The 22,842-nt window shown below is 47.3% G+C and carries 17 protein-coding genes; 7 read left to right on the forward strand and 10 right to left on the reverse strand.

All coding sequences use genetic code 11. The features are described from left to right. Positions 1–45: 45 nt before the first annotated feature. Both ACY2RR_RS11115 and ACY2RR_RS11120 read right to left on the reverse strand, forming a co-directional pair. Positions 46–798 carry a DUF599 domain-containing protein gene (locus ACY2RR_RS11115; protein ID WP_490108215.1) on the reverse strand — a complete coding sequence of 251 codons (753 nt, stop codon included), beginning with the start codon at positions 796–798 and terminating at the stop codon, positions 46–48. Positions 799–824: 26 nt separating this feature from the next. After that, complete coding sequence (locus ACY2RR_RS11120; protein WP_490108216.1) at positions 825–2,876, reverse strand: S9 family peptidase; 2,052 nt, start codon at positions 2,874–2,876, stop codon at positions 825–827. Positions 2,877–3,097: 221 nt separating this feature from the next. Here ACY2RR_RS11120 and ACY2RR_RS11125 point away from each other — a divergent pair, with 221 nt between their 5' ends. Then, a complete protein-coding gene (locus ACY2RR_RS11125; RefSeq protein ID WP_490108217.1) occupies positions 3,098–3,499 on the forward strand; it encodes a hypothetical protein in 402 nt (133 codons plus the stop codon). A 37-nt stretch (positions 3,500–3,536) separates the two neighbouring features. Continuing rightward, positions 3,537–4,307 (forward strand): class II glutamine amidotransferase, encoded by a 771-nt coding sequence (locus tag ACY2RR_RS11130; protein WP_490108218.1) that lies wholly within the window; start codon positions 3,537–3,539, stop codon positions 4,305–4,307. A 12-nt stretch (positions 4,308–4,319) separates the two neighbouring features. Here ACY2RR_RS11130 and ACY2RR_RS11135 read toward each other — a convergent pair whose 3' ends face one another. The 3 genes from ACY2RR_RS11135 to ACY2RR_RS11145 form a co-directional block, all read right to left on the reverse strand. Further along, positions 4,320–5,270 (reverse strand): LysR family transcriptional regulator, encoded by a 951-nt coding sequence (locus ACY2RR_RS11135; protein ID WP_490108219.1) that lies wholly within the window; start codon positions 5,268–5,270, stop codon positions 4,320–4,322. A gap of 137 nt (positions 5,271–5,407) precedes the next feature. Then, positions 5,408–6,652: an OmpP1/FadL family transporter gene (locus tag ACY2RR_RS11140; RefSeq protein ID WP_490108220.1), complete on the reverse strand. Its 1,245-nt coding sequence runs from the start codon at positions 6,650–6,652 to the stop codon at positions 5,408–5,410. A gap of 245 nt (positions 6,653–6,897) precedes the next feature. Beyond that, entirely contained in the window at positions 6,898–8,124 is a 1,227-nt protein-coding gene (locus tag ACY2RR_RS11145; RefSeq protein ID WP_490108221.1) for an OmpP1/FadL family transporter, read from the reverse strand. A 258-nt stretch (positions 8,125–8,382) separates the two neighbouring features. Between ACY2RR_RS11145 and ACY2RR_RS11150 the strand changes: the two genes are divergently transcribed. Beyond that, on the forward strand, positions 8,383–9,063 hold the full coding sequence (locus ACY2RR_RS11150) for a pseudouridine synthase (protein WP_490108222.1): 681 nt from the start codon (positions 8,383–8,385) through the stop codon (positions 9,061–9,063). Positions 9,064–9,077: 14 nt separating this feature from the next. On the opposite strand, the gene cysK is transcribed toward ACY2RR_RS11150, so the two are convergent. Beyond that, positions 9,078–10,049, reverse strand: coding sequence for a cysteine synthase A (cysK, locus tag ACY2RR_RS11155; protein ID WP_490108223.1), 972 nt, complete (start codon positions 10,047–10,049; stop codon positions 9,078–9,080). Between the two features lie 244 nt (positions 10,050–10,293). Here cysK and ACY2RR_RS11160 point away from each other — a divergent pair, with 244 nt between their 5' ends. The 4 genes from ACY2RR_RS11160 to ACY2RR_RS11175 all read left to right on the forward strand — a co-directional run bounded on the left by ACY2RR_RS11160 (position 10,294) and on the right by ACY2RR_RS11175 (position 14,393). Further along, positions 10,294–11,136 carry an AAA family ATPase gene (locus ACY2RR_RS11160; protein ID WP_490108224.1) on the forward strand — a complete coding sequence of 281 codons (843 nt, stop codon included), beginning with the start codon at positions 10,294–10,296 and terminating at the stop codon, positions 11,134–11,136. Positions 11,137–11,397: 261 nt separating this feature from the next. Continuing rightward, the gene (locus ACY2RR_RS11165; RefSeq protein ID WP_490108225.1) at positions 11,398–12,210 is read left to right on the forward strand and encodes a helix-turn-helix transcriptional regulator; all 813 of its coding nucleotides are present in this window, start codon (positions 11,398–11,400) and stop codon (positions 12,208–12,210) included. 162 nt (positions 12,211–12,372) lie between these two features. Next, the gene (locus tag ACY2RR_RS11170) at positions 12,373–13,128 is read left to right on the forward strand and encodes a hypothetical protein (protein WP_490108226.1); all 756 of its coding nucleotides are present in this window, start codon (positions 12,373–12,375) and stop codon (positions 13,126–13,128) included. A gap of 86 nt (positions 13,129–13,214) precedes the next feature. Beyond that, complete coding sequence (locus tag ACY2RR_RS11175; RefSeq protein ID WP_490108227.1) at positions 13,215–14,393, forward strand: vWA domain-containing protein; 1,179 nt, start codon at positions 13,215–13,217, stop codon at positions 14,391–14,393. A 40-nt stretch (positions 14,394–14,433) separates the two neighbouring features. Here ACY2RR_RS11175 and gdhA read toward each other — a convergent pair whose 3' ends face one another. From gdhA to ACY2RR_RS11195, 4 genes are all read right to left on the reverse strand, one after another. Next, positions 14,434–15,795, reverse strand: coding sequence for an NADP-specific glutamate dehydrogenase (gene gdhA, locus ACY2RR_RS11180; protein ID WP_490108228.1), 1,362 nt, complete (start codon positions 15,793–15,795; stop codon positions 14,434–14,436). 127 nt (positions 15,796–15,922) lie between these two features. Further along, positions 15,923–16,606: a hypothetical protein gene (locus tag ACY2RR_RS11185; protein WP_490108229.1), complete on the reverse strand. Its 684-nt coding sequence runs from the start codon at positions 16,604–16,606 to the stop codon at positions 15,923–15,925. 158 nt (positions 16,607–16,764) lie between these two features. Next, the gene (gene cobB / locus ACY2RR_RS11190) at positions 16,765–17,469 is read right to left on the reverse strand and encodes a Sir2 family NAD+-dependent deacetylase (protein WP_490108230.1); all 705 of its coding nucleotides are present in this window, start codon (positions 17,467–17,469) and stop codon (positions 16,765–16,767) included. Positions 17,470–17,542: 73 nt separating this feature from the next. Next, on the reverse strand, positions 17,543–22,828 hold the full coding sequence (locus ACY2RR_RS11195; RefSeq protein ID WP_490108231.1) for a hypothetical protein: 5,286 nt from the start codon (positions 22,826–22,828) through the stop codon (positions 17,543–17,545). Positions 22,829–22,842 lie beyond the last annotated feature (14 nt).

The following is a 22,842-nucleotide window of genomic DNA, read 5'->3' on the forward strand; positions in this document are numbered from 1 at the left end:
TATACCATAAATTACTGATCAAAACGTCCTAACCAAGAGAGTGTTTTAACAGTCAGTCCCGTCAGTAGAACTGTAAGCCATGGCTCGCAAAGCTTTGGAATGAAACTCCCGACGATACAGAATCACCACTACAACGGTGACCAATAGAAGATAACACCAGACCGAAACAAACCATGCCAGTGTCGCCAGCCCAAAGTAATAAGCTCGCAAACCATAATTAAAATGCTTGGCTGCCAATGAAATCGTACGCGCCCCGCTGTCGGCATAAGCATCAGCCCAGGCATCGTTATCTTTCACCTCTTCCGGCAAAGGAGCGCTGCCCATAAACACTGCCGCATAGTTGTACAGCCGCACAGCCCACGAAAATTCGAAAAAGGCATAAACAAAAATGGCGATCATCACCAGGATTTTGTATTCCCACAACTCGCGGGTATCAGTGGCGGCCACAGGTAAATGAGAAAGAATGCTGAGCCCCTGCTCAGAGGCAGCCATACCGGTCGCTAATCCGGCGATAACCAGAATGGTGGTGGAAGCAAAGAAGCTGACACTGCTGCGCAACTGATCCAGAAGGTTGGCATCTGCAATGCGATTCTCACGTTTCAGCATCCGCAACAACCATTGCTTTCGATAAAGCAATAGAACAGAAGCTAGACAGGTATGGGTTTTACCTCGGTAGTTAGCGAACAAGGTGTACACAACCCAGATGCCAAGCATCCAGCTCAGCGCAAGGGCATCCAGCCCCTGCACCGTTTCCCCAACATGTTCAATACTGCCTAGCAGCTGCTCAATAGCGTTCATTTATCTCGAATTATTACCAACTAAAACTACGTCTCCGCAGAGAGAACCTTAAGAATAAACGCCTGCTCAAAAGCCGCCTCTTTCATGGCTTCGTAACGCCCCGATGCACCAAAGTGCCCTGCTCCCATATGGGTTTTCAAAAACACAGGATTGGCACCTGTTGAACGCTCACGCATTCTCGCCACCCATTTCGCAGGTTCCCAGTATTGTACCCGACGGTCTTCCAGACCTGCCATAACCAACTGGGGCGGATAGGAAACCTCGGCAATATTGTCGTAGGGAGAATAGGTTGCCATATAGTCATAGACGTCTTTTTCAGCAGGATCGCCCCATTCATCATATTCAGTGACTGTGAGAGGCAGATCCGGATTCAACATGGAACTGAGGGCATCCACAAAAGGAACATCAAGAACAGCACCGGCAAATAACTCTGGACGCATATTCAAAACCGCACCCATCAGCAAACCACCCGCACTGCCTCCTGAAATAACAATTCGCTCATTGTCTGCTACGCCGGTACGAATTAACTCTTCTGCACAGGCAATAAAGTCATGGAATGAGTTCTTCTTCTGCAACCGACGTCCGTCTCGGTACCACTGTTCGCCCAGATCAGCACCACCCCTGACGTGGGCAATAGCGAACAGAACCCCTCTATCCAAAAGGTTCAAACGGGCACGGGCAAAATAAGGATCTTCGCTCATGCCATAAGCACCGTAGCCATAAAGCAGAACGGGAGCTTTGTTCTGAAAGCTCTCTTTGCGGCCAACAATACTCACCGGAACATCAACACCGTCATGACTCTTCGCCATAAGGCGACGAGTCTCATAGCTATTAGCGTCAAAGTTTCCCAGCACAGGCATCTGTCGCCGTAAGGTCTGTTCTCCCGTATCCAGGTCAACATCAATCACCGATGATGGGCGGTTCAGGGACTCATACTCCAGACGAAGAAAGCCTGCATGATATTCCGCATTGTCACACCCACCCACTGACCAAGCATCATCAGGAAATTCCAGGGTAATAACCTTTCCCTGAATTGGGCGAATACGCACCTGCACCAATCCCTGTTCACGCTCAAAAGTCACAACCCGATCGGGAAATAGCTCAAAATCTTCCAGAGTTGAACTCTCTCGGTGGTGCAGAAACTCCTGCCAGTTGCCCGGATTATTAAAATCAGCCGTTACAAGGCGGTAGTTAATGCCGTGGTCATTGGTGCGAATAAACAATGTTTCGCCATCGGAGTCCGGGTAATATTCGAGACCGGTCTCCCGTGGCCGAATCATAACCAGCTGTTCATCAGCATTGTTCAGCCCGCTAACAAAACATTCTGTTGTGTCGGTACTGGAAAGTTCTACCAGCAGTCGGGATTCACTGCGATCCGGGTAAGCTGACAGGAAAAAACGCTCATCAGTTTCCTCAAGAATCACTTTATCGTCAGCACAATCTGTTCCAAGTTGATGGAAACACAATTGCCAGGGGCGAAAGTTACGATCCAGCTTTATATACCAGAAGGCCTGACCATTTTTAGCCCAAACAATATTAGCGGCGCACCCTTCAAGAACATCCTTGAGAAGTTTGCCTGTTTCCAATTCCTTGATTCGTAGAGTCCAGCTTTCATTACCGGCAAAGTCTTCTGCCCAGGCTAACAGCGTGTTGTCAGGGCTGATTGACATAACCCCAAGATCAAAATACTCCTCGTCCCCTGCATGCTCGTTTCCATCGAAAACAACCTGCTTTTCCTTTGCTCCGGGCTTTCGGCGGTAATGAACTGCATAGTCCTTACCAGTAAACGTTCGGCTGAAATATTCATAGCCATGCCACTGGTAAGGCTGGGATTCATCATCTTCTTTCAGCCGTGCCTTCATTTCTTCATAAAGGGTGTTCTGCAAAGCTTCGGTATCTGCCATAGCCGCGCGGGTATAATCATTCTCCCCCTCCAGCCAGGCCTGCACCTCATCACTGCCTCGCTGTTCCAGCCAAAGGTACTCATCCACACGTTGGCCGTGAGGGTCTTTAATAATCTGCGAGCGGCGGGGTGCAATAGGTGGAGTAGCAGAGTGAGGGAACGGCATGGATTCCATAAAGTAGGACTGTCCTTATTTCAGGCAAGCTGTAAAAGTTGATCGCATGAAAACGAAACCGGCAATTATAGAGAGTGTCCATAGACACTGTCATTACAGAATAGTGGCTATAAAGCAGGGTGAAATCTGGAAATCACGTTCCGTGCTTTCCTCAAAGCCACCAGCCAAGTAAAATTAGCGCATTATTTCAGCCTAAATAATTCAAGGTTACTTACAATTCCATGACCCTGACACAGTATTTGATTGCCTGGACTGTTTATCTCGCTGCAGCTGTCGGCTGTCTTGCTGTATGGGTAAAGATCACCTCAGGCCTGAATGCCAAAGTTGCCAGCTGGCTCCGACTCTGGGCTGCCGTATTGGTGCTTGTTCCTGGGTTTACCAATCAAGAGATGACCTGGTTCTCCCCCGCTTTTCTGGCCATGATTTATGATGCGCTGACCATTGGTCCGGATGCTATGGTTCGTAATGGCATTATCGTGGGAGGTGCACTGGTTCTTGCCAGTTTGATCAAAGTTGTATTCTTCCGTAATTCTGGCAAAGCCGCCCCCGCTAAAAAGAAGGCAACCAAAAAGCCTACCGGCGAGAATCGTTCCGAGCCGAAAATTTCTGTGGCCAAACGTTAATTATCTTAAGTGTCTTGGGTGCCTGAGGTTATAAGAAATGTGTGAACTGCTGGGCATGAGTGCCAACACCCCTACCGATATTGTTTTCAGTTTTACCGGCCTGATGCAACGCAGTGGCGTAACCGGCCCTCACCGGGATGGCTGGGGTATTTCCTTCTATGAAGGAAAAGGTATCCGGGATTTTCGTGACCCAGATCCAGCCTGCAAGTCAGAAGTCGCCCAATTGGTGCAGAACTATCCAATTAAAAGCGAAACAGTAATAAGCCATATCCGCCAGGCCAATGCTGGCCGGGTATGTCTTGAAAACACCCACCCATTTACCCGGGAACTCTGGGGCCGCTACTGGACATTTGCCCACAATGGTCAGCTTAAAAACATCAAATCCAAAGCTTTAGAGTTCTACCATCCCGTAGGGACAACCGACAGCGAATATGCCTTCTGCTGGATAATGGACCAGATTCGTCTGCGTTATCCAAAACCTCCTGCCCGCCCCGCTACGTTATGGCGTTTTATCAGGACATTATGCGACCAGCTTCGGCCTTTGGGCGTATTCAATATGTTATTGAGTGATGGCCGCGATCTGGGTTGCTACTGCTCAACAAAGCTTTGCTGGATTACCCGCAAAGCTCCCTTCACCACTGCGTCATTGAAAGACGTGGATGTGACGGTGGACTTTCACCAGGAAACTACACCGAATGATGTGGTAACCGTTATAGCGACCATGCCACTGACGGATAACGAGCACTGGAACATTATATCAGCAGGAGATATGCAGGTGTTCCGTAAAGGTGAAGATATACCTCTATAGGCCTGGAACTTTCTAGGCCACACCACGGGTATCAAAGTCACCATGCTGCAAAGACTGGCACTCATCGAACAATAAACCCCGAAACCACATATGTGCAGGATCGCGGTTCATCAAACGGTGCCAGGTCAGTTGGTAGTGTGAATAGAGAGAGTCTAACTCCTCTGGAAGCGACACGGCTCTGAGATTGTATCGATCCAGTAACATACTGTTCAGAGATGTTGTACCAATCATTATGGCGTCTGTCTGGCTGACCACTTCAAAAGCCAGGTGCGGATCGGATGTCGACAGCATAATCTCCCGGTTGGCCAGCAACATTGCAATTTTGTTGGCAAAGGGTTTTTCTGCATATTCTGCAATCGTCAAACTGACATGGGGATAAGCCAGGTATTGAGAACGGGTTAACCGTTCAAGACTGGCGTAGGGATGATTGCGCGCCATAACAACCTTTCCCTGCACCGGAACAATAATCTGCCTGTGCAGGTCTGCACGCTCCAGCGGCAGAATATTAATACTCATATCCAGCTTGCCTGTTGCCATATCATTGAGACTGTTGGCTGACCAGGGATACACGCGCACCTTCACATCCGGAGCCTCTCTTCTTAGTCGGGCCAGAAGTGGCGGCATAATCTGCATGGAAAGATGCTCCATCACACTGATGGTAAATTGTTTGGTACATCGCGCTGGATCAAATTCCGGAGGGGCGACAACACGGGACACCATACCCAAAGCATCGGCAAGTTCCGCCTGCAGCTCAATAGCTCTCACCGTTGGCTGCAAACCGTGTGGGCGGCGAATAAACAGGTCATCTTCAAAGATATCCCGTAAACGCCCAAGGGAGCGACTAATAGCCGATTGGCTGAGACACAGACGATCTGCGGCACGGCTTACGCTGCATTCGTCCAAAAGAACATGCAGGGTCACCAAAAGATTAAGATCAAATCGACGCAGATTATCAGGTTTCATTTACAGCTCCGGAGTAACCGGGCCGCAAAAACAAAATCTTGGAGAGACTATACGACCAGGCTCACTCATCCTAACCGGATGAGCGAGCCGAACATCTACGGAATTACCACTACAAACCGTTACAAACCGGTTTGGAATCAGAATCGGTAATTGTATTGAACACTGACAATATGTGCTTCAGAGCTTTCAATTTCACCGTGAGGCGCATCATCACGTTCGTAAATCTTATCGCCATCACCTGTAATATAGGCATAAGCAAAGTCTACACTCTGATCCTGATCGATGCGGTAAGTGGCACCAGTTGTGTACCAGTAACGATCGACATCAGGGATACGGTAGGTGCGATAGTGATCATCAACCGGGCTCTCATCGTAGGCAAATCCAGCACGGTATGTCCACTTATTGCTGTAATCCCAGGTGACACCAACAGACAGACGATCGGAGTCGCTCCAGTTCTCAGGGGTATCAGGAATAGCAACACCATTACCACCATTGTCGAGGTCAATCACAATCTCTTCAAAGCTGGACCAGAAGATACGCATCCAGCTGGCCTGTACAGACACAGTATCGGTTAACTGATGATTGATGGAGAATTCTGCAATTGCTGGCAGATCCAAGTCAACGCTGCCATCACTGTTCCAGTTTGGCCCCATGCCACCTGGATTACCTGTAAAGACCTCAGACTTAGACTCACCTTCAAGCTTATTCTTCACTTCCGAACGATAACTTAAACCTAAGCGGGTCTTGGCTGTTGCTTGCCACAAAACACCAGTGTTCCAACCAAGACTCCAGTCATCACCATTCAGATCCATCACTTCTGCCCCTGACGGAAGTGATGAGGTCAAAGTTGCTTCGGTATGTACTGCATTCAAACCAAAACCAACACTCCAGGCATCATCAATTTTATATGCGACGCTGCCATTAAAGTTCATGGAAATGATTTCACTTTCATCGGCTGATCCAGTAATACCAGATGAAAGACCATAATCAGTACCAAAACCAAAGTTGGTATTGGCACCAAAGCCCATGGACCACTTGTCGTTTACCGGCATAACAATATAAGCGGCAGGAACAAAGGCTTCATCACCAACCTTTCGAGATCCGCTCTGGGAACCGCTGTAGTTCTTCACTTTGATCTTGGGCATAACATAGCTGCCCACTACAGTGACGGTAGTACGATCTAACAGACTCATACCGGCAGGGTTACGCGCCACAACTGAAGCATCATCTGCCATGGCAGCTTCACCGGCAAAAGCACGGCCAAGACCGGCGGCACTGTGTTCACTGACCTGATAACCAGCAGCACTGGCCTGCATGGCCGGTAACATCGCGGCAAACAATGTTGTCAGGGAGAAAAGCTTAATCGTCCCGTTGCGGTTCATAACAACCTCGAAATGTGTGTGCGTCTGAATATGTTTTTATAGGGCCAGCTTCCAGACCAGCCTCAATTGACGCCGCAGACTCTACCGTTCACACACATATGCAACAAATGACTTTTCTTTCAATCAGAATTGCGCCATTCGCATATCTTTTTATTTTGTAGTTGTTTTTGAAACATAAGTTTACATAAACCAAAAAGCCCGCCTGAAATTTATCAGACGAGCTTTCGAGAAAGTTATTATAAGGATCAGAAACTGTAGTTGTACTGAACACTTATGATATGAGCATTCCCGCTGGTGATTTCTCCACCAACACCACCTTCTTCTTCAATATCAGCTTTCGCTGCTTTCAGGAAGGCATAACCCAGATCAACACTTTGTTGCTTATCAATCTTGTAGTTAGCACCCACAGTGAACCACTGGCGATCGGAGTCAGGGATACGGAAGCTGCGATCGTGGTTACCTACAGGGCTATTGTCGTAGGCGTAACCACCACGAAGAGTCCAGTCCTTGTTGTACCTGTAGGTTGCACCTACGGCCCAACGGGAGCTGTCTTCATAGTTTTGTTCATCAGTGATAGACACACCGTTATCCAGTTCAACTACGATTTCTTTAAAGCTGGACCAACCGATCTGCATATAGCTTGCGTGAACAGCAAGGCGATCATTGATTTGCTGCCAGATAGAAATCTCTGCAATTGAAGGCAGATCGAGATCTACAGACCCATCACTTACAAAGTTAGGGACACCGGCAGCCTGCCCTTTGAACACGTCAGATTTAGACTCACCTTCAAGGGTAGTCTTGATTTCAGAACGGTAGCTTGCACCAATACGAGTACCCACCACAGGTTCCCAGAACACACCGACATTCCAACCATAACCCCAGTCATCGCCAGCAACATCCATAATATCTCTGCCACCGACAGAGTTAGTCAGCTGAGCGTCAACATAAACAGCATTCAAGCCGAAACCAACACTCAGGTTATCTTGGATTTTGTAGGAAACGCTACCATTCAAGTTATACGACATAACTTCCGAATGATCTGCTAGAGAAGTCTGAACAGAGCTCGTTTTGTAGTCTGTATTAAAACCATAGTTAGTAAAACCGCCTACACCGTAACTCCACTTATCATTGATAGGAGCCACGTAATAGAAAACAGGAACCAAGGCTTCACCAGCTACTGCTTTGTCTTTGCTGGTACCGAGAGGGGAATGGCCTTCAACTTCCACTTCAGGTTTGATGTAGCTCACCGCACCAGTGAACATTGGGCCTTCAAGGAAAGACATGGCCGCTACGTTACGGGCAACAACGGAAGCATCTTCAGCAATAGCAGCTTCACCGGCAAATGCACGGCCAAGACCTGCGGCACTGTGTTCGTTAACCTGGAAACCGGCAGCGCTGGCATTTATGGCAGGCAGCATTGCGGCAAAAAGAGTGGTCAGGGAGAAAAGCTTAATCGTCCCGTTGCGGTTCATGAAAACCCCTTGAAATGTGTAGTCTGGTGCGTTTTTTATAACGTCAGTGCGCAATACCTTCACCCATCACATTGACGCAGATCATTATTGCGGAGCGCACTTTACGAAAAGTTACAGTATGAATCTAATGACTTATGCAGCTATCTGATTTTCCCCTCATGCATATCACCTTCGGAATTCTGAAACAGACAGATACAATTTATTTTTGGTAAGGTGTGCCACCGCTGACTTTGATGCCAATTTTTTCCTCCATAGCCGATGACTGCCAACACCCTCGAACGCCCTCAATTTTTTGTACCTGAATGTGTAGAGCAGGTTGAAATTATTTACGCCGATGAACATTGCCTGCTCATCAACAAACCTTCAGGCCTGTTGTCTGTCCCTGGGCGCCATCCGGCGAATCGTGACTGTGTCATTTCACGGGTTCAGGAAACCTACCCAGATGCGCTGATCGTTCATCGCCTGGATATGGATACATCCGGAGTAATGATTTTGGCCAGAGGAAAAGAAAGCCATAGGGAACTGAGCAGACAGTTTCAGGATCGTGAAACCACAAAAGAGTACATTGCCAAAGTTGCCGGCATTGTAGAGAAGGATGAAGGAATTATTGACCTACCACTTCGGTGCGACTGGCCAAACCGCCCGAAACAGATTGTAGATTTTGAATTGGGTAAATCAGCCCAGACTCGTTACGAAGTTTTACAAAAAGATCGTTCACAGAACACAACTCGTCTCAAGCTGGTTCCTATAACAGGTCGCTCTCACCAATTACGAGTACATTGCACAGAATTGGGCCACCCTATTCTCGGTTGCCGGTTTTATGGAACAGTGGAAACAATAAAGGCGGCAGAAAGATTAAACCTTCACGCCTGCTACTTGAAAGTGAAACACCCTGAAACAGGAAAGGAGCTAACCGGGCAGTCAACTCCTCCTTTTTAAACTCTTACAGCTGATTACTGCACCAGCTCCTGTTCGGAGAACATATCTGCAAACAGCGGGCTGGAGAGATAACGTTCACCGGAGTCTGGCAGGATAACCACAATATTCTTGCCTTCAAACTCTGGTTTTTCGGCCAGTTTCAGGGCTGCAGCCATTGCCGCTCCGCAAGAGATACCACAGAGAATACCTTCTTCACGAGCCAGTCTTAGGGCTGTTTCAATAGCCTCTTCATTAGTCACCTGCTCAACCTGGTCAACTACGGAAAGATCCAAATTACCTGGAACAAACCCTGCGCCAATACCCTGGATTTTGTGAGGAGCAGGTTTCACTTCATCTCCTGCCAAGGTTTGGGAAATAACCGGAGAAGACACCGGCTCAACCGCAACACTGATAATCTGCTTGCCCTGCTCCTGCTTAATGTAGCGAGAGACACCTGTAATTGTACCTCCAGTACCTACGCCAGCTACCAGTACATCGATTTCGCCATCGGTATCATTCCAGATTTCCGGACCAGTGGTCTGCTCGTGAATTCTGGGGTTAGCAGGATTCTCAAACTGCTGCAGCAACAAGTAACGATCTGGATCGGTGGCAACAATTTCTTTCGCCTTGGCTATGGCACCGTTCATACCTTTGGCAGGCTCGGTCAGCTCCAGTTTCGCGCCTAAAGCTTTCAACAGTTTCCTGCGCTCAAGGCTCATGGAAGACGGCATGGTCAGAGTCAGAGGAATACCTTTGGAAGCGGCGACAAAAGCCAGAGCAATACCGGTATTACCACTGGTTGGCTCCACCAGTTCAACACCAGGCTTTAATAAGCCTTTCTGTTCCGCATCCCAGATCATGCTGGCACCGATACGACACTTCACACTGCCTGCTGGGTTGCGGGATTCAATTTTGGCAAAGATATTCTTACCTTTTGCTAGGCGCTGAATCTTAACCAGAGGTGTTTTGCCAATCGTCTGAGCATTATCGGGAAATATGGAACTCATAGTTATCACTGATCCCTGAAATTATTGTTAATTAAAAAAGCAGGCGAAAACTATCTCCCAGTCTTTAAGAGCTGTAAACGATTGTTGTCTTATGACCCTAGAAGAAATGGTTATATGCCTACCTCTGGCAGCTTCAAACATTGATATAAGTCAAGCGTATGGATAGAGTACATCAAAACAAAAATGACGGTACAGGCTCACCCTGACCGCGCCACACGGGATAAGCCACCTCGCGGGTACAATAATGAAGTTCAACAGCACAGAACAATATATAGCGACTGATGATTTACGTCTTGCCGTAAACGCCGCCATCACTCTCGAGCGTCCACTGCTTGTTAAAGGTGAACCCGGTACAGGGAAAACCATGCTGGCAGAAGAGCTGGCAGAATCCCTGAACATGCGTCTGATTCCCTGGCATATCAAATCAACAACCCGTGCTCACCAGGGTTTGTATGAATATGATGCGGTTTCACGCCTGAGAGATTCCCAGCTTGGTGTTGAGGGTGTTAACGACATCAGCAACTACATTGTGAAAGGCAAACTGTGGGAAGCCTTTGAATCTGAAGAACAGGTTGTATTGCTGATTGATGAAATCGATAAAGCAGATATTGAATTCCCTAACGATTTGTTGCTTGAACTTGATCGCATGGAATTCCATGTTTATGAAACACAGCAGCAAATCAAGGCTAAAAAACGACCAATAGTTATTATTACCAGTAATAATGAAAAAGACCTTCCCGATGCATTCCTGCGTCGTTGCTTCTTCCATTACATTAATTTCCCAGATCGGGAAACAATGAAAGAAATTGTTAAAGTGCATTTCCCTGATGTTCGTGATGAATTGGTGAAAGAAGCTCTAGAACTGTTCTTTGATGTTCGGAAAGTCCCCGGTATCAAGAAGAAGCCTTCTACTTCCGAGCTAGTTGACTGGATCAAACTTCTTATGGCTGATGAAATTTCAGAAAACCTGCTTCGTGAGAGAGATCCAACCAAAGCCATCCCACCGCTGGCTGGTGCTTTGGTTAAAAATGAACAGGATGTTCAACTGCTTGAAAAACTTGCTTTCATGGCAAGGCGTGGCGGTTAAAAAATAAACGTATTCAAAAATAGAATACCGACAATATCTATATTTCTCCCTTAATAAGCTCGCCTAATTAGTCTTTACAAAAACTAATTAGGCGAAAATTAATCCCTCAAACACCATTTTCTTACACTTTTTTTCTTATCTGCCTAGAAAACCCCTTACTTCCTAAAACAGAGTCTGACATTATTCAAGTACATAAAAAGACACTCGTCGTATGGATACAAGGGAAATCATATTCGTTTACGGATAACACAGGGGGTTCTAATGCAACAGGTCAAAGCCGGGGGAAGAGTTGTTCTCAGTAGCCAGTTAGCTATGGAAAGCAGTAGCCAGGACAACGAAGATATTTTTTCACAATCCGCAAGATCACTTGATGTCATCCAGGTGGAAATTCAGAACACTATTACCAATCTTGGTTTTAGCAGCTTCCGCTACAGCTCAGTTCCAACCAGTCTGGCTAATAAAGAGCGTGGTCAGCACCTTAACTTCGACGTTAAGCAGAGAGCCGATGGCCGGGAAGGCTTTGGCACCTTATCCGAAAAGATTCTTCGCTCTTATTACCACACACTGGCGGAAGACGATGATCTGATAACCAAGCTGATATCCGCTCACGAGCCGATTATCTACCCTGCTCCAGGCACTGGTACATCTGCCACACTGGATCTTTTCCAGCGTTACAACATTTCCAGCATGGTGATTCTGCCTTTGCGCTGGCAAACAGGATCCGACTGGTTCTGCATTTTCTCACTGCAAAGCCAGCTGCCGGCTAATGAGCTGGCCGTTCATTACCAAAGCGTCCGTAAAGAGCTGAATGCTCGGGTACTGGGCTGGCACCTGGAGCTTATGGCTTTCAGGCAGGAAAAGTTCAACCCATACATCGTGAGAAAAGTCCTTTCCCCTCGGGCAAGGCACATTCTTAAACTGGCTTCCGAAGGTTATTCCTCACGGTCTATCGCAGATATGACTGATATCAGCGACAACGGCGTGAACTATCACTACCGGGAAGCTAAACGAGTACTCGGTGCCAGAAACCGGACTCATCTGGTATCACTCGCTAAAGATCACAAAATCATCTAAACAGCCTCTCTCAGGGCCTGCACGTCAGGTCCTGAATTACATACCTCCCCCTTTCCTCCACTTATGAACTCCGCTAATGGCTTAACGGACATTGAACGTTTGTCCCATTTATGATTTTCTTGGTAGGCACACAATAAAAACGCATCTATTAAAGGATTAAATATGTTGCTTCGTTGTATCCTGGCCACCTTGCTCGCCTTCCCTTCCGGTTTTCTTTTGGCGTCCCAGTCACAACAACTTGATGCTCTTGAACGATTGTCTTACCAGGCAGTTGCAGCATTTTATATAGTGACACTGGAAACCGGTTCTGAAGCTTCTAATCTCACAGTTGAGAACACTCTCAAAGAGATTGATCTTGTTCTGGGTGGTTTAATTTCCAAACCTGATGAAAGCATATCGACCGAAGTTTCCGAAATGGCAAAGATTATGCCCGAGTTTCAGCAGCTAGCTCTCGGCAACACGATTGCCAGTGAAGGTTATACCGACGCCTATACCATCATTGACCTTAACAAAACTCTGGATAAATTAACGCTGATAATTGAGCAGGCTCGGCAAAAACTGGCTGAGAATAACAGTTTGACTCCAAACCCCTATCGAGCTCTCGCAACCTCTATGGAAAAAATCACAATGGCTTACCTCTCTATAGCCAGCTCGGTTGATTCAGGCGATGCATTTTACACAGGCGAACAAAACTTTGAGGTTGATCTGGCAGCACAGGAATTCAGTAAAGAACTGAAAGCTCTTTACGATCAGACTGATAAGAGTGAAGCATCATTCCGGACCATCCAGAATGCATACAAAACATGGCGCTTTATTGAAAAGCCGCTGCTTGATTATAAAGATAATAATTTCCCAACGATCATGATCCGCTTTAATCGTAAAATTGTTGATAATCTGCTGGCTGCAGCAAACCAGTAATTCTGTCAGTAAACGGGGAGTCCATTGCATGCCCGCAGCAACTCCCCTATTCTTGCTCCACTGCATTTGATTAAAACGACAAGAATATGCTGTTGAACTTCTTTGATACCCTCAGGCGGTATAAAGCTCCTGTCAGTATCCGCGAGTATCTGGATCTGTTGGAAGCACTAAAAGCTCACCTTGTTTTCGCTGATCGTGAAGAGTTTTACCATTTAGCCAAAGCCATCCTTATCAAAGACGAACGACACTTCGATCGTTTTGACCGCGCTTTCTCAGCATTCTTTGACGGTGTCGATACTCTTGAAATGCTGCCTGAAGCTATGATTCCTGATGAGTGGCTGCGTAAGGAGTTTGAAAAATTCCTTACCGACGAAGAAAAAGCCAAAGTCATGAGTCTTGGCAATTTCGAAGAATTGATTAAGCAGTTCAAAGAACGTCTTGCCGAACAGCAGAAACGCCACCAGGGTGGTAACAAGTGGATTGGTACCGGCGGTACATCGCCCTTTGGAGCCTACGGTTTTAACCCTGAAGGCATTCGTATGGGGCAGGATGGCGGCCGCAACCAAAGTGCGGTAAAAGTCTGGGATAAACGGGAGTTCAAGAATCTTGATGATTCGGTCGAACTGGGCACCCGTAATATCAAAGTCGCCCTGCGTCGTTTAAGAAAGTTTGCCCGAGAAGGTGCCCAGGAAGAACTGGATATGGATGACACCATCCATTCCACAGCACGAGCCGGTGGCATGCTGGATATCAAGATGGTGCCGGAACGCCACAATAATGTGAAAGTTCTGGTGTTTATGGATATCGGTGGCACCATGGATGCCCACGTTAAAGTGTGTGAGGAACTGTTCTCAGCCATTAAAACTGAATTCAAACATCTCGAGTTTTTCTACTTCCATAACTTTATTTATGAGTCTGTCTGGAAAGACAACCTGCGCCGCCACCAGGATCGCATTCAGACTCTGGATATTCTTCATAAGTACGGCGAGGACTACAAAGTGATCTTTGTGGGTGATGCCACTATGGCACCTTATGAAGTGACAGAACCCGGTGGCAGCGTTGAGCACTGGAACGAAGAAGCCGGTTCCACATGGATGCTGCGGTTTATGGAAAAATACCGCAAGCTGGTATGGCTGAATCCTTATCCTGAAACCCATTGGGAATACACAACTTCAACCGACCAAATTCTGAAGCTGGTTGAGAATAGGATGTACCCTCTTACAGTGAAGGGTATTGAAGATGGGATGCGTTACCTAAGCCGCTAGCCCCTCAGTAAGCTCCCGGATACGCCGGGAGCTTATGCATTTAAATGATTCCCAGCGCCAGCATGGCATCAGCAACTTTAATAAAGCCGGCAATATTCGCGCCTTTCATATAGTTCACCGAACCACCTTCCGCGCCATACTCCACCATACGACCATGTATCTGCTTCATGATCTGCTGAAGTTGCTTATCAACTTCTTCACGGGGCCAGCCCATCCGCATACTGTTCTGGGACATTTCCAAGCCAGATACCGCAACACCACCAGCATTGGCAGCTTTGGAAGGAGCATAAAGCAATCCGGATTTCTGGAACAGGCGAACGCCCTCTTCCCGGGTTGGCATATTGGCGCCCTCAGAAACCAGACGACACTTATTATCAATTAAAACCTGGGCTTCATTTTCATCAATTTCATTCTGGGTCGCACAGGGAAATGCCACATCTGCCGGAATACTCCAGGGCCGCTGACCTTCATAAAACTCTACGCCTTTAAACTCAGCGGCATACTCAGCAATTCGTCCACGACGCTGAAACTTCAAATCCATAAGCCAGGCCAGCTTATCGGCATCGATACCATTGGGATCAAAAACATAACCGCTGGAGTCCGACACGGTCAGCACTTTCGCACCTTTATTTAACAGCTTTTCAGCCGCATACAGAGCCACATTACCGGAACCGGATATCAGTGCTGTTTTTCCATCCAGAGAATCTCCCTGGGTCGCGAGCATATTCTCAGCCATATACACCGCCCCATAACCCGTGGCTTCTGGCCGAATCAGAGAACCACCAACGGCGAGATCTTTACCGGTCATAACCGGTGTCAGTTCATTAGTCAGGCGTTTATATTGCCCGTACATAAAACTGACTTCCCGGGTTCCCACACCAATATCACCGGCAGGCACATCAGTATGGGGGCCGATATAGCGATAAAGCTGAGACATAAAGGCCTGGCAGAAGGTCATGATTTCCCGTTCGCTTTTACCCTTGGGGTTAAAATCAGAACCACCTTTGGCTCCCCCCATCGGCAGACCGGTCAGACTGTTTTTGAAGGTTTGTTCGAAGGCAAGAAACTTCAGCGTATCGAGGGTAACGTTCTTGTGAAAACGGAGCCCGCCTTTATAGGGGCCTATAGAATTATTATGCTGAACACGGTAACCGCGGTTAGTGCGCACATTACCTTCATCATCCAGCCAGTTGACCCGGAAGCTGATTATCCTGTCAGGCTCGGTTAACCGCTCAAGAATATTCATTCGGGCATAGCGCGGCGTGACAATCATAAAAGGAATGACATCGGCTGCCAGCTCCCTGACCGCCTGATGGAAGTTTTCTTCTCCCGGATTTCTGCGCTGAAATCCGTTCATAAAACAGTCCATCACCTCTTCAAACTTCATACCCTGAATATTCATGGCAGCCTTTACCCAAAATGAGAGCAGTTTGTAAGGCTATCCTAGCGCCGTTTCTCCCCATCAACCAGAACGGCAGCCAGAAAAACCTGTTCTAAAAATGCTCTTATCTCAGGCCGACCAAAATGCATCAGGGGTGAGTAGCAACCCGTGTATCAACGGACGGTGCGACTCTGTAAGTCAGGGTTTTATCGAGCCTTTCAATAGTTATACCTTGAAGTTCTTTCTTGCTATCCAACCGGTAAGTTATGTGTGAACTGTCGCTCATGATCAGGTCGTATTCATAACCATTGCCTGTATGGCTGGCATCAATTTCTTTGACCGAAGCAGGCTCATCCAGCAACAGAAATTGACTGAGATAAAGCCGGTTATTGTTAACAGATTTGCGCCCTTCAGGAAGTGAAGAGAGCTTGCCCACCATTTCACTCATATGAGCGAATGTTCCGTATTCTGTGACCCGTACCAGTTCTTCACTGTCACTCTTAGGCTTCACTGATGAAGAAACCCGGGTAAATATCATGCCACCGTCTTCCTGAAGATCTTCATAGTCAGGTAGTCGCACATGCTCCGGAGGAGTGTTAGAGAAGTGGCTGCTGAGCCTGAGATTACTACCGTTCAACCATTGTTCATGGGCCATAACCACCTGCCCCTGCCAGGATTTCCCATCGGCATTTAGGACAACCTCAAACCCAAGAATTCTGGTGTTAGTTTCATAAGTTTGGACTGGATGAAAGTCTTCTGTAGCCGCGGCCGGGAAAGCGATTCCCGCAGCCATAACAATACCAAAAACAGCCCCTGAGAGTCTGAACGTCATATGTCTGCCCCATTTTATTATCTGCTGGCGGCATCCATACCGGTTATCTGGTGATCCTTACCCCTGTTCAGACAGAGCAGCTAACACAAGGTTCAGCAATACCAACAAGCAAATGTCAGAAGCACTGACATTTGCTGTTAGTCTGGCTAACCAGGTATTTAGGGATTGAAAAACGAAGGAACAATCTCTGTAGCCCTTCCGTTTATACAGGAATCAAACTGACTGGCGTGCTCACCAGGATCGAGATTCAGCTCTACGGTATAAGCTCCGGCCGCCTTGGCCTGCTGAAAGAAGCCAGCGGCGGGATAGACATTGCCGGAGGTTCCAATACTGACAAACAGATCACAACTCTCCAGAGCCCGGTCGATAGTTCCCATTTCAAGGGGCATTTCACCAAACCAGACAATATGGGGTCGTAAACCACCGCTTGAGCTACAATGACCGCATTCACTGAGACTCTGAATATCCGTTGACCGGGCAGCGACATCCCCGCAATTCAGGCATTGGGACTTTAATAATTCCCCATGCATATGAATCAGGTTTTCAGAGCCACTCCGATCGTGAAGATCATCAACATTCTGAGTGATTAACAGAAAGTTGGCTTTGAAAGACTTCTCAAACTCAGCAAGAGCATGGTGGGCAGCATTTGGTTTTACCGTATCCAACTGCTGGCGTCTGGCGTTATAGAAGGTGTTTACCAGTTCAGGATCCCGTGCAAATCCTTCCGGTGATGCCACATCTTCAATGCGGTGATCTTCCCAAAGCCCATCAGATGCCCGAAACGTACGGATACCGGATTCTGCAGATATGCCGGCCCCAGTCAGAACAACAATAGAGCGAAATGAGGAAGGGTTAACAGACATAAGAAAGCTCCACAGTCGGGAGCTTTATACTAAAAGAATTATCTCGGGATTTTAAAGTCCATAGACGGCTAAATCAGGCTGCTGCTTTTTCCTTTTCCGCTTCAAGTTCATCAAGAATTTCCCGATGAAGCTCCGTAGCTGGCGTATTCCCAGCACCCTGAAGCATGGCACGGGCCACTTTAAAGCTGGGGTTAATGCCCCGGAAGCAATACATAAAGCTCAGGGCTCCCAGACGACACTCTTCCGGAGAAAGACCAATTGGTTTACCGGCCTCGACCCGCTCGGCGGCTTTGGACATTTTATCTTCCCAAACCTGCCAGTCTTCCAGTTCCAGTTGCTCCTGAATGTGGAAAGCCTCTTTACAGCGCCAGGTGAGAATATCTTTGGCTTTTTGACTCACATCCGAACCTGAAGTCGCCAGCTGCTCCAGAGTGTCCATACCACTCAGGAATCCAGCACCATCGTCATCCTTCACCTCAAGGCGTAAAGCCAGTGTGCCTTTCAGCAAACGCATTCTGTCCTGCATAGCAGGATCATCCGGAATCGTTCCAACATAGCTATCAAGTATGGGTAAAACCTGATCTGTAGCCCCTGCAACAGCAGCCTCTTCCAGTAACGTAAGAACATCTTCCCTCTGCCCGTTTGCCCATTGTATTTTCGCCAAGAGCAGACGAGCCTGAACATTTTTAGATTCGGCTTTAACAATTGTTTCCAGCATGGGGGTCGCTTTCTCTGTCATGCCGCATTTGAGATAGAGTTCCGCCAGATTCATAGCCTGGTGGCCGGTTTCTTCGCAGCGCTCTGAAAGCTCTTTCAGAGTTGCGTCCGAAACCGGAGACAATAACCGGAAGCCGGTGTTGTAAAGATAGAGCGCAACGCCCTGAGTTGCGGGGTGACGCAAGGCATGTGTAGCAACACTTCGTAAACGATGCCTGATTGCTTCATTGTCTCCTGCAGCCTGAGCCTGATTGATCAGTGTTTCAATATTCATACTGTTCAGCAGATAAAGTGCTTCCTGCACTCGCGTTCTATCCCCAAAGGCCTCTTCCACTGTACCCAACAGCTTATCGAGGCTTTCAACCGGGTCGTCACTCTTATAGAGCTGGCTCAAAATGCCGTCCAGTCTTTCTCTGGTTTTCCATGGGAAGCAGTACATGCCTGTGGCCAGATTCTGCATAGCCGCAATATTCAGGGAACCATTACTGTTAACAACAAGATGTGACTTCAGCTTTTCGCCGACTGGTAACTTTCTGTTTCTAAGAACAGGTGAACGCAGAGTTGGCTGGCCTCCTTCATTACTGAACTGAACAGCTCGCCCTCCACCAAAATAAACTGCAGCACGTGCACCCAAACTCAAGAGACCCGCAACTGCTTTATCCCGAAAGCCAGCTTTAGGCATAACCTTTAACTTCTGGCGTTTGTCCTGCAGTTCTCTCCACTCATGATCTGGCAGGATTTCACCTTTCCATTCACGGTCTTCCAGCTCTTTTACTCTCTTATCAATAGGCATGCGGGCCAGAGTCGCATTTGGAATAACTCGAATATGTGAAGCTCTCAGGTCATTCAATTGAACAGAGCCATTAGTTACACTGGCTTTACCATCCATGACCAGTGTTTTGTTTCTTAAAGCCGATTTCACCCAACGAGTGATTCTTCCCTGGGTTTTCCTCACTCTGCCCCTGTTACTTTCCAGTGCGGCTCCAGTAAGCCCCTTCTTGCCACCAGTGATCTTGCCACTAAGATCAGGGATGCCCAAAGAGTCATTAATCTTGATCGAATCTTCCAACTGCCCTTCTTCGTCAGTAAGTTCTTCAAGAACGGTTTCTGGAATTTCTTCTAGTGCCTGCGTCTCTGCATCTTGTCTGTCGAGGCCTTCAGCAACCAGCTCCTCTGCTCTGTCTTGCCTTTTATCATAGGCAGCAAGGTGAGATTCAATACGCTGTTGGTCTTCCAGGTCATACTCATCCGTTGAAATGCTTGGATAGGTAAAGGAAGCTTTGGACTCTGCTTTACTCCAAAGCTCATCTGAACTTAATTGATGCTTGAGTTCATTTCTGTATCGAAGGTGTTGCACCTCCGTAACTTCAACGTGCTCTTTTATATCCTGGCCATTCTCCCGACCGGCCAACTGCTCCTCACCAATAACAACAGGCAATTCCTTCTGAGCCTGAGCAACGGCCTGTGGTCTTTCAACACCTGACTCAACTAACTCATCAATCCGGTCTACTCGATCACGAAAAACCGCTAAATGCTGCTCAATAAGTTCCTGAACATCCGGCTCAAAATCATCTGCTAACAATGAGGGATGTTTTCGCTCGGCAATAGCTTTAGCTTCATCTGCGGCCAGTGTTTTTACCTGGTTTCTCAATTTACTGCGCTGCACTTCTGCAGCTCTCAGATGTTCTTTGACTCTTTGGATTTGTTGATAACGGGCTTCTAATGCTTTGGACTTCGCCGCATCGAAATAAACACGGTCATTCACAAGATCGTTGAAACCAATACGTACACCTTCCAGCTCCAACTCACCGTTTAACTCCTGATCAAGATGAAGACCAACTTTGCCAAGCTGCATCTGCCCAGAACTCACCTCTTCAACTTGCAACTCAAAATCTTCCGGAGTAAACAAGCTCATCTTGGTACGACGGCCCTGATCGGTATCAGTATGTTCAACAACTTCCATCTTCAGGCCGGTCATATGACCTTTGCCGTGCAAAGGGAACTCAAAATGATGTCGTGGCTTACTACCGGTATCCAGACCAGTCTCAACAACGATGGTGCCGTCACCGTTCAGATCAACCCGATCGAACTGCATTTTGACAGCCTTTTTCTCAACACCTGGATACTTCAAAGGCACAGCCTGTATGTGTGTACCATGAACCTCGCCATGGATACTGGCTGGTAGCTTCAATCGCAGATCTTCTGTCTGAACCAGAGCCGGTTTTAATGTTTGCCCCGTTATGCCATGAACATTGGAACGGGTAACACCTGCTTTATTGTCACGGAATACGTCGGACTTACCTTCCAGCTTAATCACAGCCTTACCATCAATCAGAAGATGCTGGACAGGATCCTTTTTCGCACCAACTTTGGCTTCACTGGTTTCGTCACTGTCCTCGCGGAATGCCGTTACCAGAGTTCTTGCAAAATCAGATTGGCAGGTCAGTTCCACAGAACCTGTTTCTTGATCCCCCTCTGATCCTACAGAGAATTCGACCGTATCCTGCTCATCACCCACCTGCTGAGCTTTAAAGTGGATTTGTTTAACCTCACCATCAACTCCCAGCTTGCCATTAGCCTTGAGCCCAAGCTTGCCTACCTGAACCTCGGTTGAACCATCACCTTCAACAACCCAGACCTTTTTTTCCTTCTCTAACTTTGTATGTCTCTTGTTAACATTTCTGGTCAGATCAACATCCAAACCAGCAACCAGCACATTCACGTCGGTACAGGTATCAGCAGGCAACTTCTGCAACACCGATGGTGATACACCTTTCCCCGCAAGCACTTGTAACGGATCTTGAGGAAGTAGCTGACTGACAACATTTCCGGCAAGGACAACAGGGCCACCAGCACCGACATGAATCTCTTTGGCTTTCACACTTAACGCAGCCAGTCTGGTCTCTTCACGCTCCTCACCAGACACATCGGGGCGGAGATGCAGTTCGAGATCTTTGACTTCGGCATTAACATCAATCTCACCGTGGGTTTGAACATCCAGCTGTTGAACCTTCACATCAAGGGGAACAGTGGTGGCTAGCATTTTATTGAGCGCAGAGCCTGGATTACGTTTGGCAAGACTCACTCCTCGAACGATAACATCAGCGTCCGTACCTTCCGTTATAACCTGAACAGTACCAATTTCAGCTCCAACAGCGGCAAGGCTTCCATCATCTTTCCCCCTTGCCAGTTTGACAACATTCCAGATCAAAGAAGCTAAACGCTTCCCTAATAGAGCCTTGTTACTATTCAGGTATTTATCAAACTTCTTGCCGATTTTCCCACCCATTCTGAGTTTAATCGGGCTGATCTTGACTCTGACATCCGCTTTGACACCACCTTCAATGGGAGCCAACACTGAAGCTTCCACATCAGCCAGGGTAATCTCTACATGAGGCGGTTCACCGGGCTTATGAGTGACAACTGCAACAGGGTTAAACGTCACATTGCTCAGTTCCAGGAAATCTTCTCCCATGGGAACTTTCATTTTGGGAACGTTTATAGGTGGCAGACTGGTTTTACCGGCATGAATTCGGCGTAAACTGAGGGCAAGAGAAACAAGTTGACGATTGAATACCCGCTGGTGATCTTTGGCTACTTCGAGGTCTCCTTCCAGCGCTCTTTTGCTCTCAGTGAGTTGAGTTTCAAGGTCTCGCCTTTCCTGAATAGCTCTCCGGTCCAGCGTTAACACTTCATCTAGACTGTCAATTTCCTGCTTCAGCCGAGTTATTTCCTTTTTCAACTCGACTGTACGAATATCGAAGTCTTTGAGCTTTTTCTTATAATGCTGGACTTTGTTTTTACCTTCTATTTTCTCTTCTTTTTTTAATTTACTCTCATTGCTTTGTACTTTTTCTTGCAGTTCAGCTTCAATTTTTTCTTGTTTCTTTAATTCACTTTCAACACTGGCTTTTTTCTTAAGATGCTGAGCTTGAATATCCTTACATGATTTCTGACCTTTCATGGCATCTTTAATTTTCGCCTCAAGGTCTTCAATTCTTTTCTGGTATTTATCAATCTCTTCCGAGTCAACAGGCAGTTTGCTACCAATGGCCTTGTCCAAAACCCAGTCAATTGTTTTATCAGCAAGGTTACGTTGAGCCTGAAGTGTTCTGGATGATTTTGATTTTTTGTCAAACCCCTTGTGATTTAAAACCTCGTCAATATCTTCCTCAGACCCCCGATCTCCATAGCTCACTCCAAACGTGCTAAGGGATTCATCATCGGTTGAGCTTGCATCGTCTGTGACAACTATTTTTGGCAGGGGTGAACCAGCAAAGGGTAATACCGGAGTTTTTTGAGCGTCTGGCAAAGACTCTGGCTTATTTTTATGTCTCCTAGGAAACCAGGATCTCTTTTTTTCTTTAGGTTGAACTTCAGGGGTGACAGGCGAGACAGTCTCTGTTTTACGCTCTGGTAATTGAGGAGAGGAGCTTACGGGATTCTCTACATCAGCCGCGGTTTTTGCACTGGTCTTTGGTTGAGTTTCCTCAACTTTTTTACCTGATCGGGTGAAGTACTTCGCCTTAAAGTGACTTGCCTTTTTACGAAGTTTGCGAAACCTTTTGTGTTTATGGCCTTCAACTTCACGGCGAGGCGGCTCAATACCAGGCCCGCCCGTTCTATTTACACCATCATTCATCCCTGAAATCCCCT

It is taken from the genome of Parendozoicomonas sp. 2304DJ65-17 (assembly GCF_058148445.1).

Coding starts and splice junctions, on each gene's coding strand:
- ACY2RR_RS11115 (WP_490108215.1), bottom strand. CDS start 798: ATGAACGCTATTGAGCAGCTGCTAGGCAGTATTGAACATGTTGGGGAA.
- ACY2RR_RS11120 (WP_490108216.1), bottom strand. CDS start 2,876: ATGGAATCCATGCCGTTCCCTCACTCTGCTACTCCACCTATTGCACCC.
- ACY2RR_RS11125 (WP_490108217.1), top strand. CDS start 3,098: ATGACCCTGACACAGTATTTGATTGCCTGGACTGTTTATCTCGCTGCA.
- ACY2RR_RS11130 (WP_490108218.1), top strand. CDS start 3,537: ATGTGTGAACTGCTGGGCATGAGTGCCAACACCCCTACCGATATTGTT.
- ACY2RR_RS11135 (WP_490108219.1), bottom strand. CDS start 5,270: ATGAAACCTGATAATCTGCGTCGATTTGATCTTAATCTTTTGGTGACC.
- ACY2RR_RS11140 (WP_490108220.1), bottom strand. CDS start 6,652: ATGAACCGCAACGGGACGATTAAGCTTTTCTCCCTGACAACATTGTTT.
- ACY2RR_RS11145 (WP_490108221.1), bottom strand. CDS start 8,124: ATGAACCGCAACGGGACGATTAAGCTTTTCTCCCTGACCACTCTTTTT.
- ACY2RR_RS11150 (WP_490108222.1), top strand. CDS start 8,383: ATGACTGCCAACACCCTCGAACGCCCTCAATTTTTTGTACCTGAATGT.
- cysK (WP_490108223.1), bottom strand. CDS start 10,049: ATGAGTTCCATATTTCCCGATAATGCTCAGACGATTGGCAAAACACCT.
- ACY2RR_RS11160 (WP_490108224.1), top strand. CDS start 10,294: ATGAAGTTCAACAGCACAGAACAATATATAGCGACTGATGATTTACGT.
- ACY2RR_RS11165 (WP_490108225.1), top strand. CDS start 11,398: ATGCAACAGGTCAAAGCCGGGGGAAGAGTTGTTCTCAGTAGCCAGTTA.
- ACY2RR_RS11170 (WP_490108226.1), top strand. CDS start 12,373: ATGTTGCTTCGTTGTATCCTGGCCACCTTGCTCGCCTTCCCTTCCGGT.
- ACY2RR_RS11175 (WP_490108227.1), top strand. CDS start 13,215: ATGCTGTTGAACTTCTTTGATACCCTCAGGCGGTATAAAGCTCCTGTC.
- gdhA (WP_490108228.1), bottom strand. CDS start 15,795: ATGAATATTCAGGGTATGAAGTTTGAAGAGGTGATGGACTGTTTTATG.
- ACY2RR_RS11185 (WP_490108229.1), bottom strand. CDS start 16,606: ATGACGTTCAGACTCTCAGGGGCTGTTTTTGGTATTGTTATGGCTGCG.
- cobB (WP_490108230.1), bottom strand. CDS start 17,469: ATGTCTGTTAACCCTTCCTCATTTCGCTCTATTGTTGTTCTGACTGGG.
- ACY2RR_RS11195 (WP_490108231.1), bottom strand. CDS start 22,828: ATGAATGATGGTGTAAATAGAACGGGCGGGCCTGGTATTGAGCCGCCT.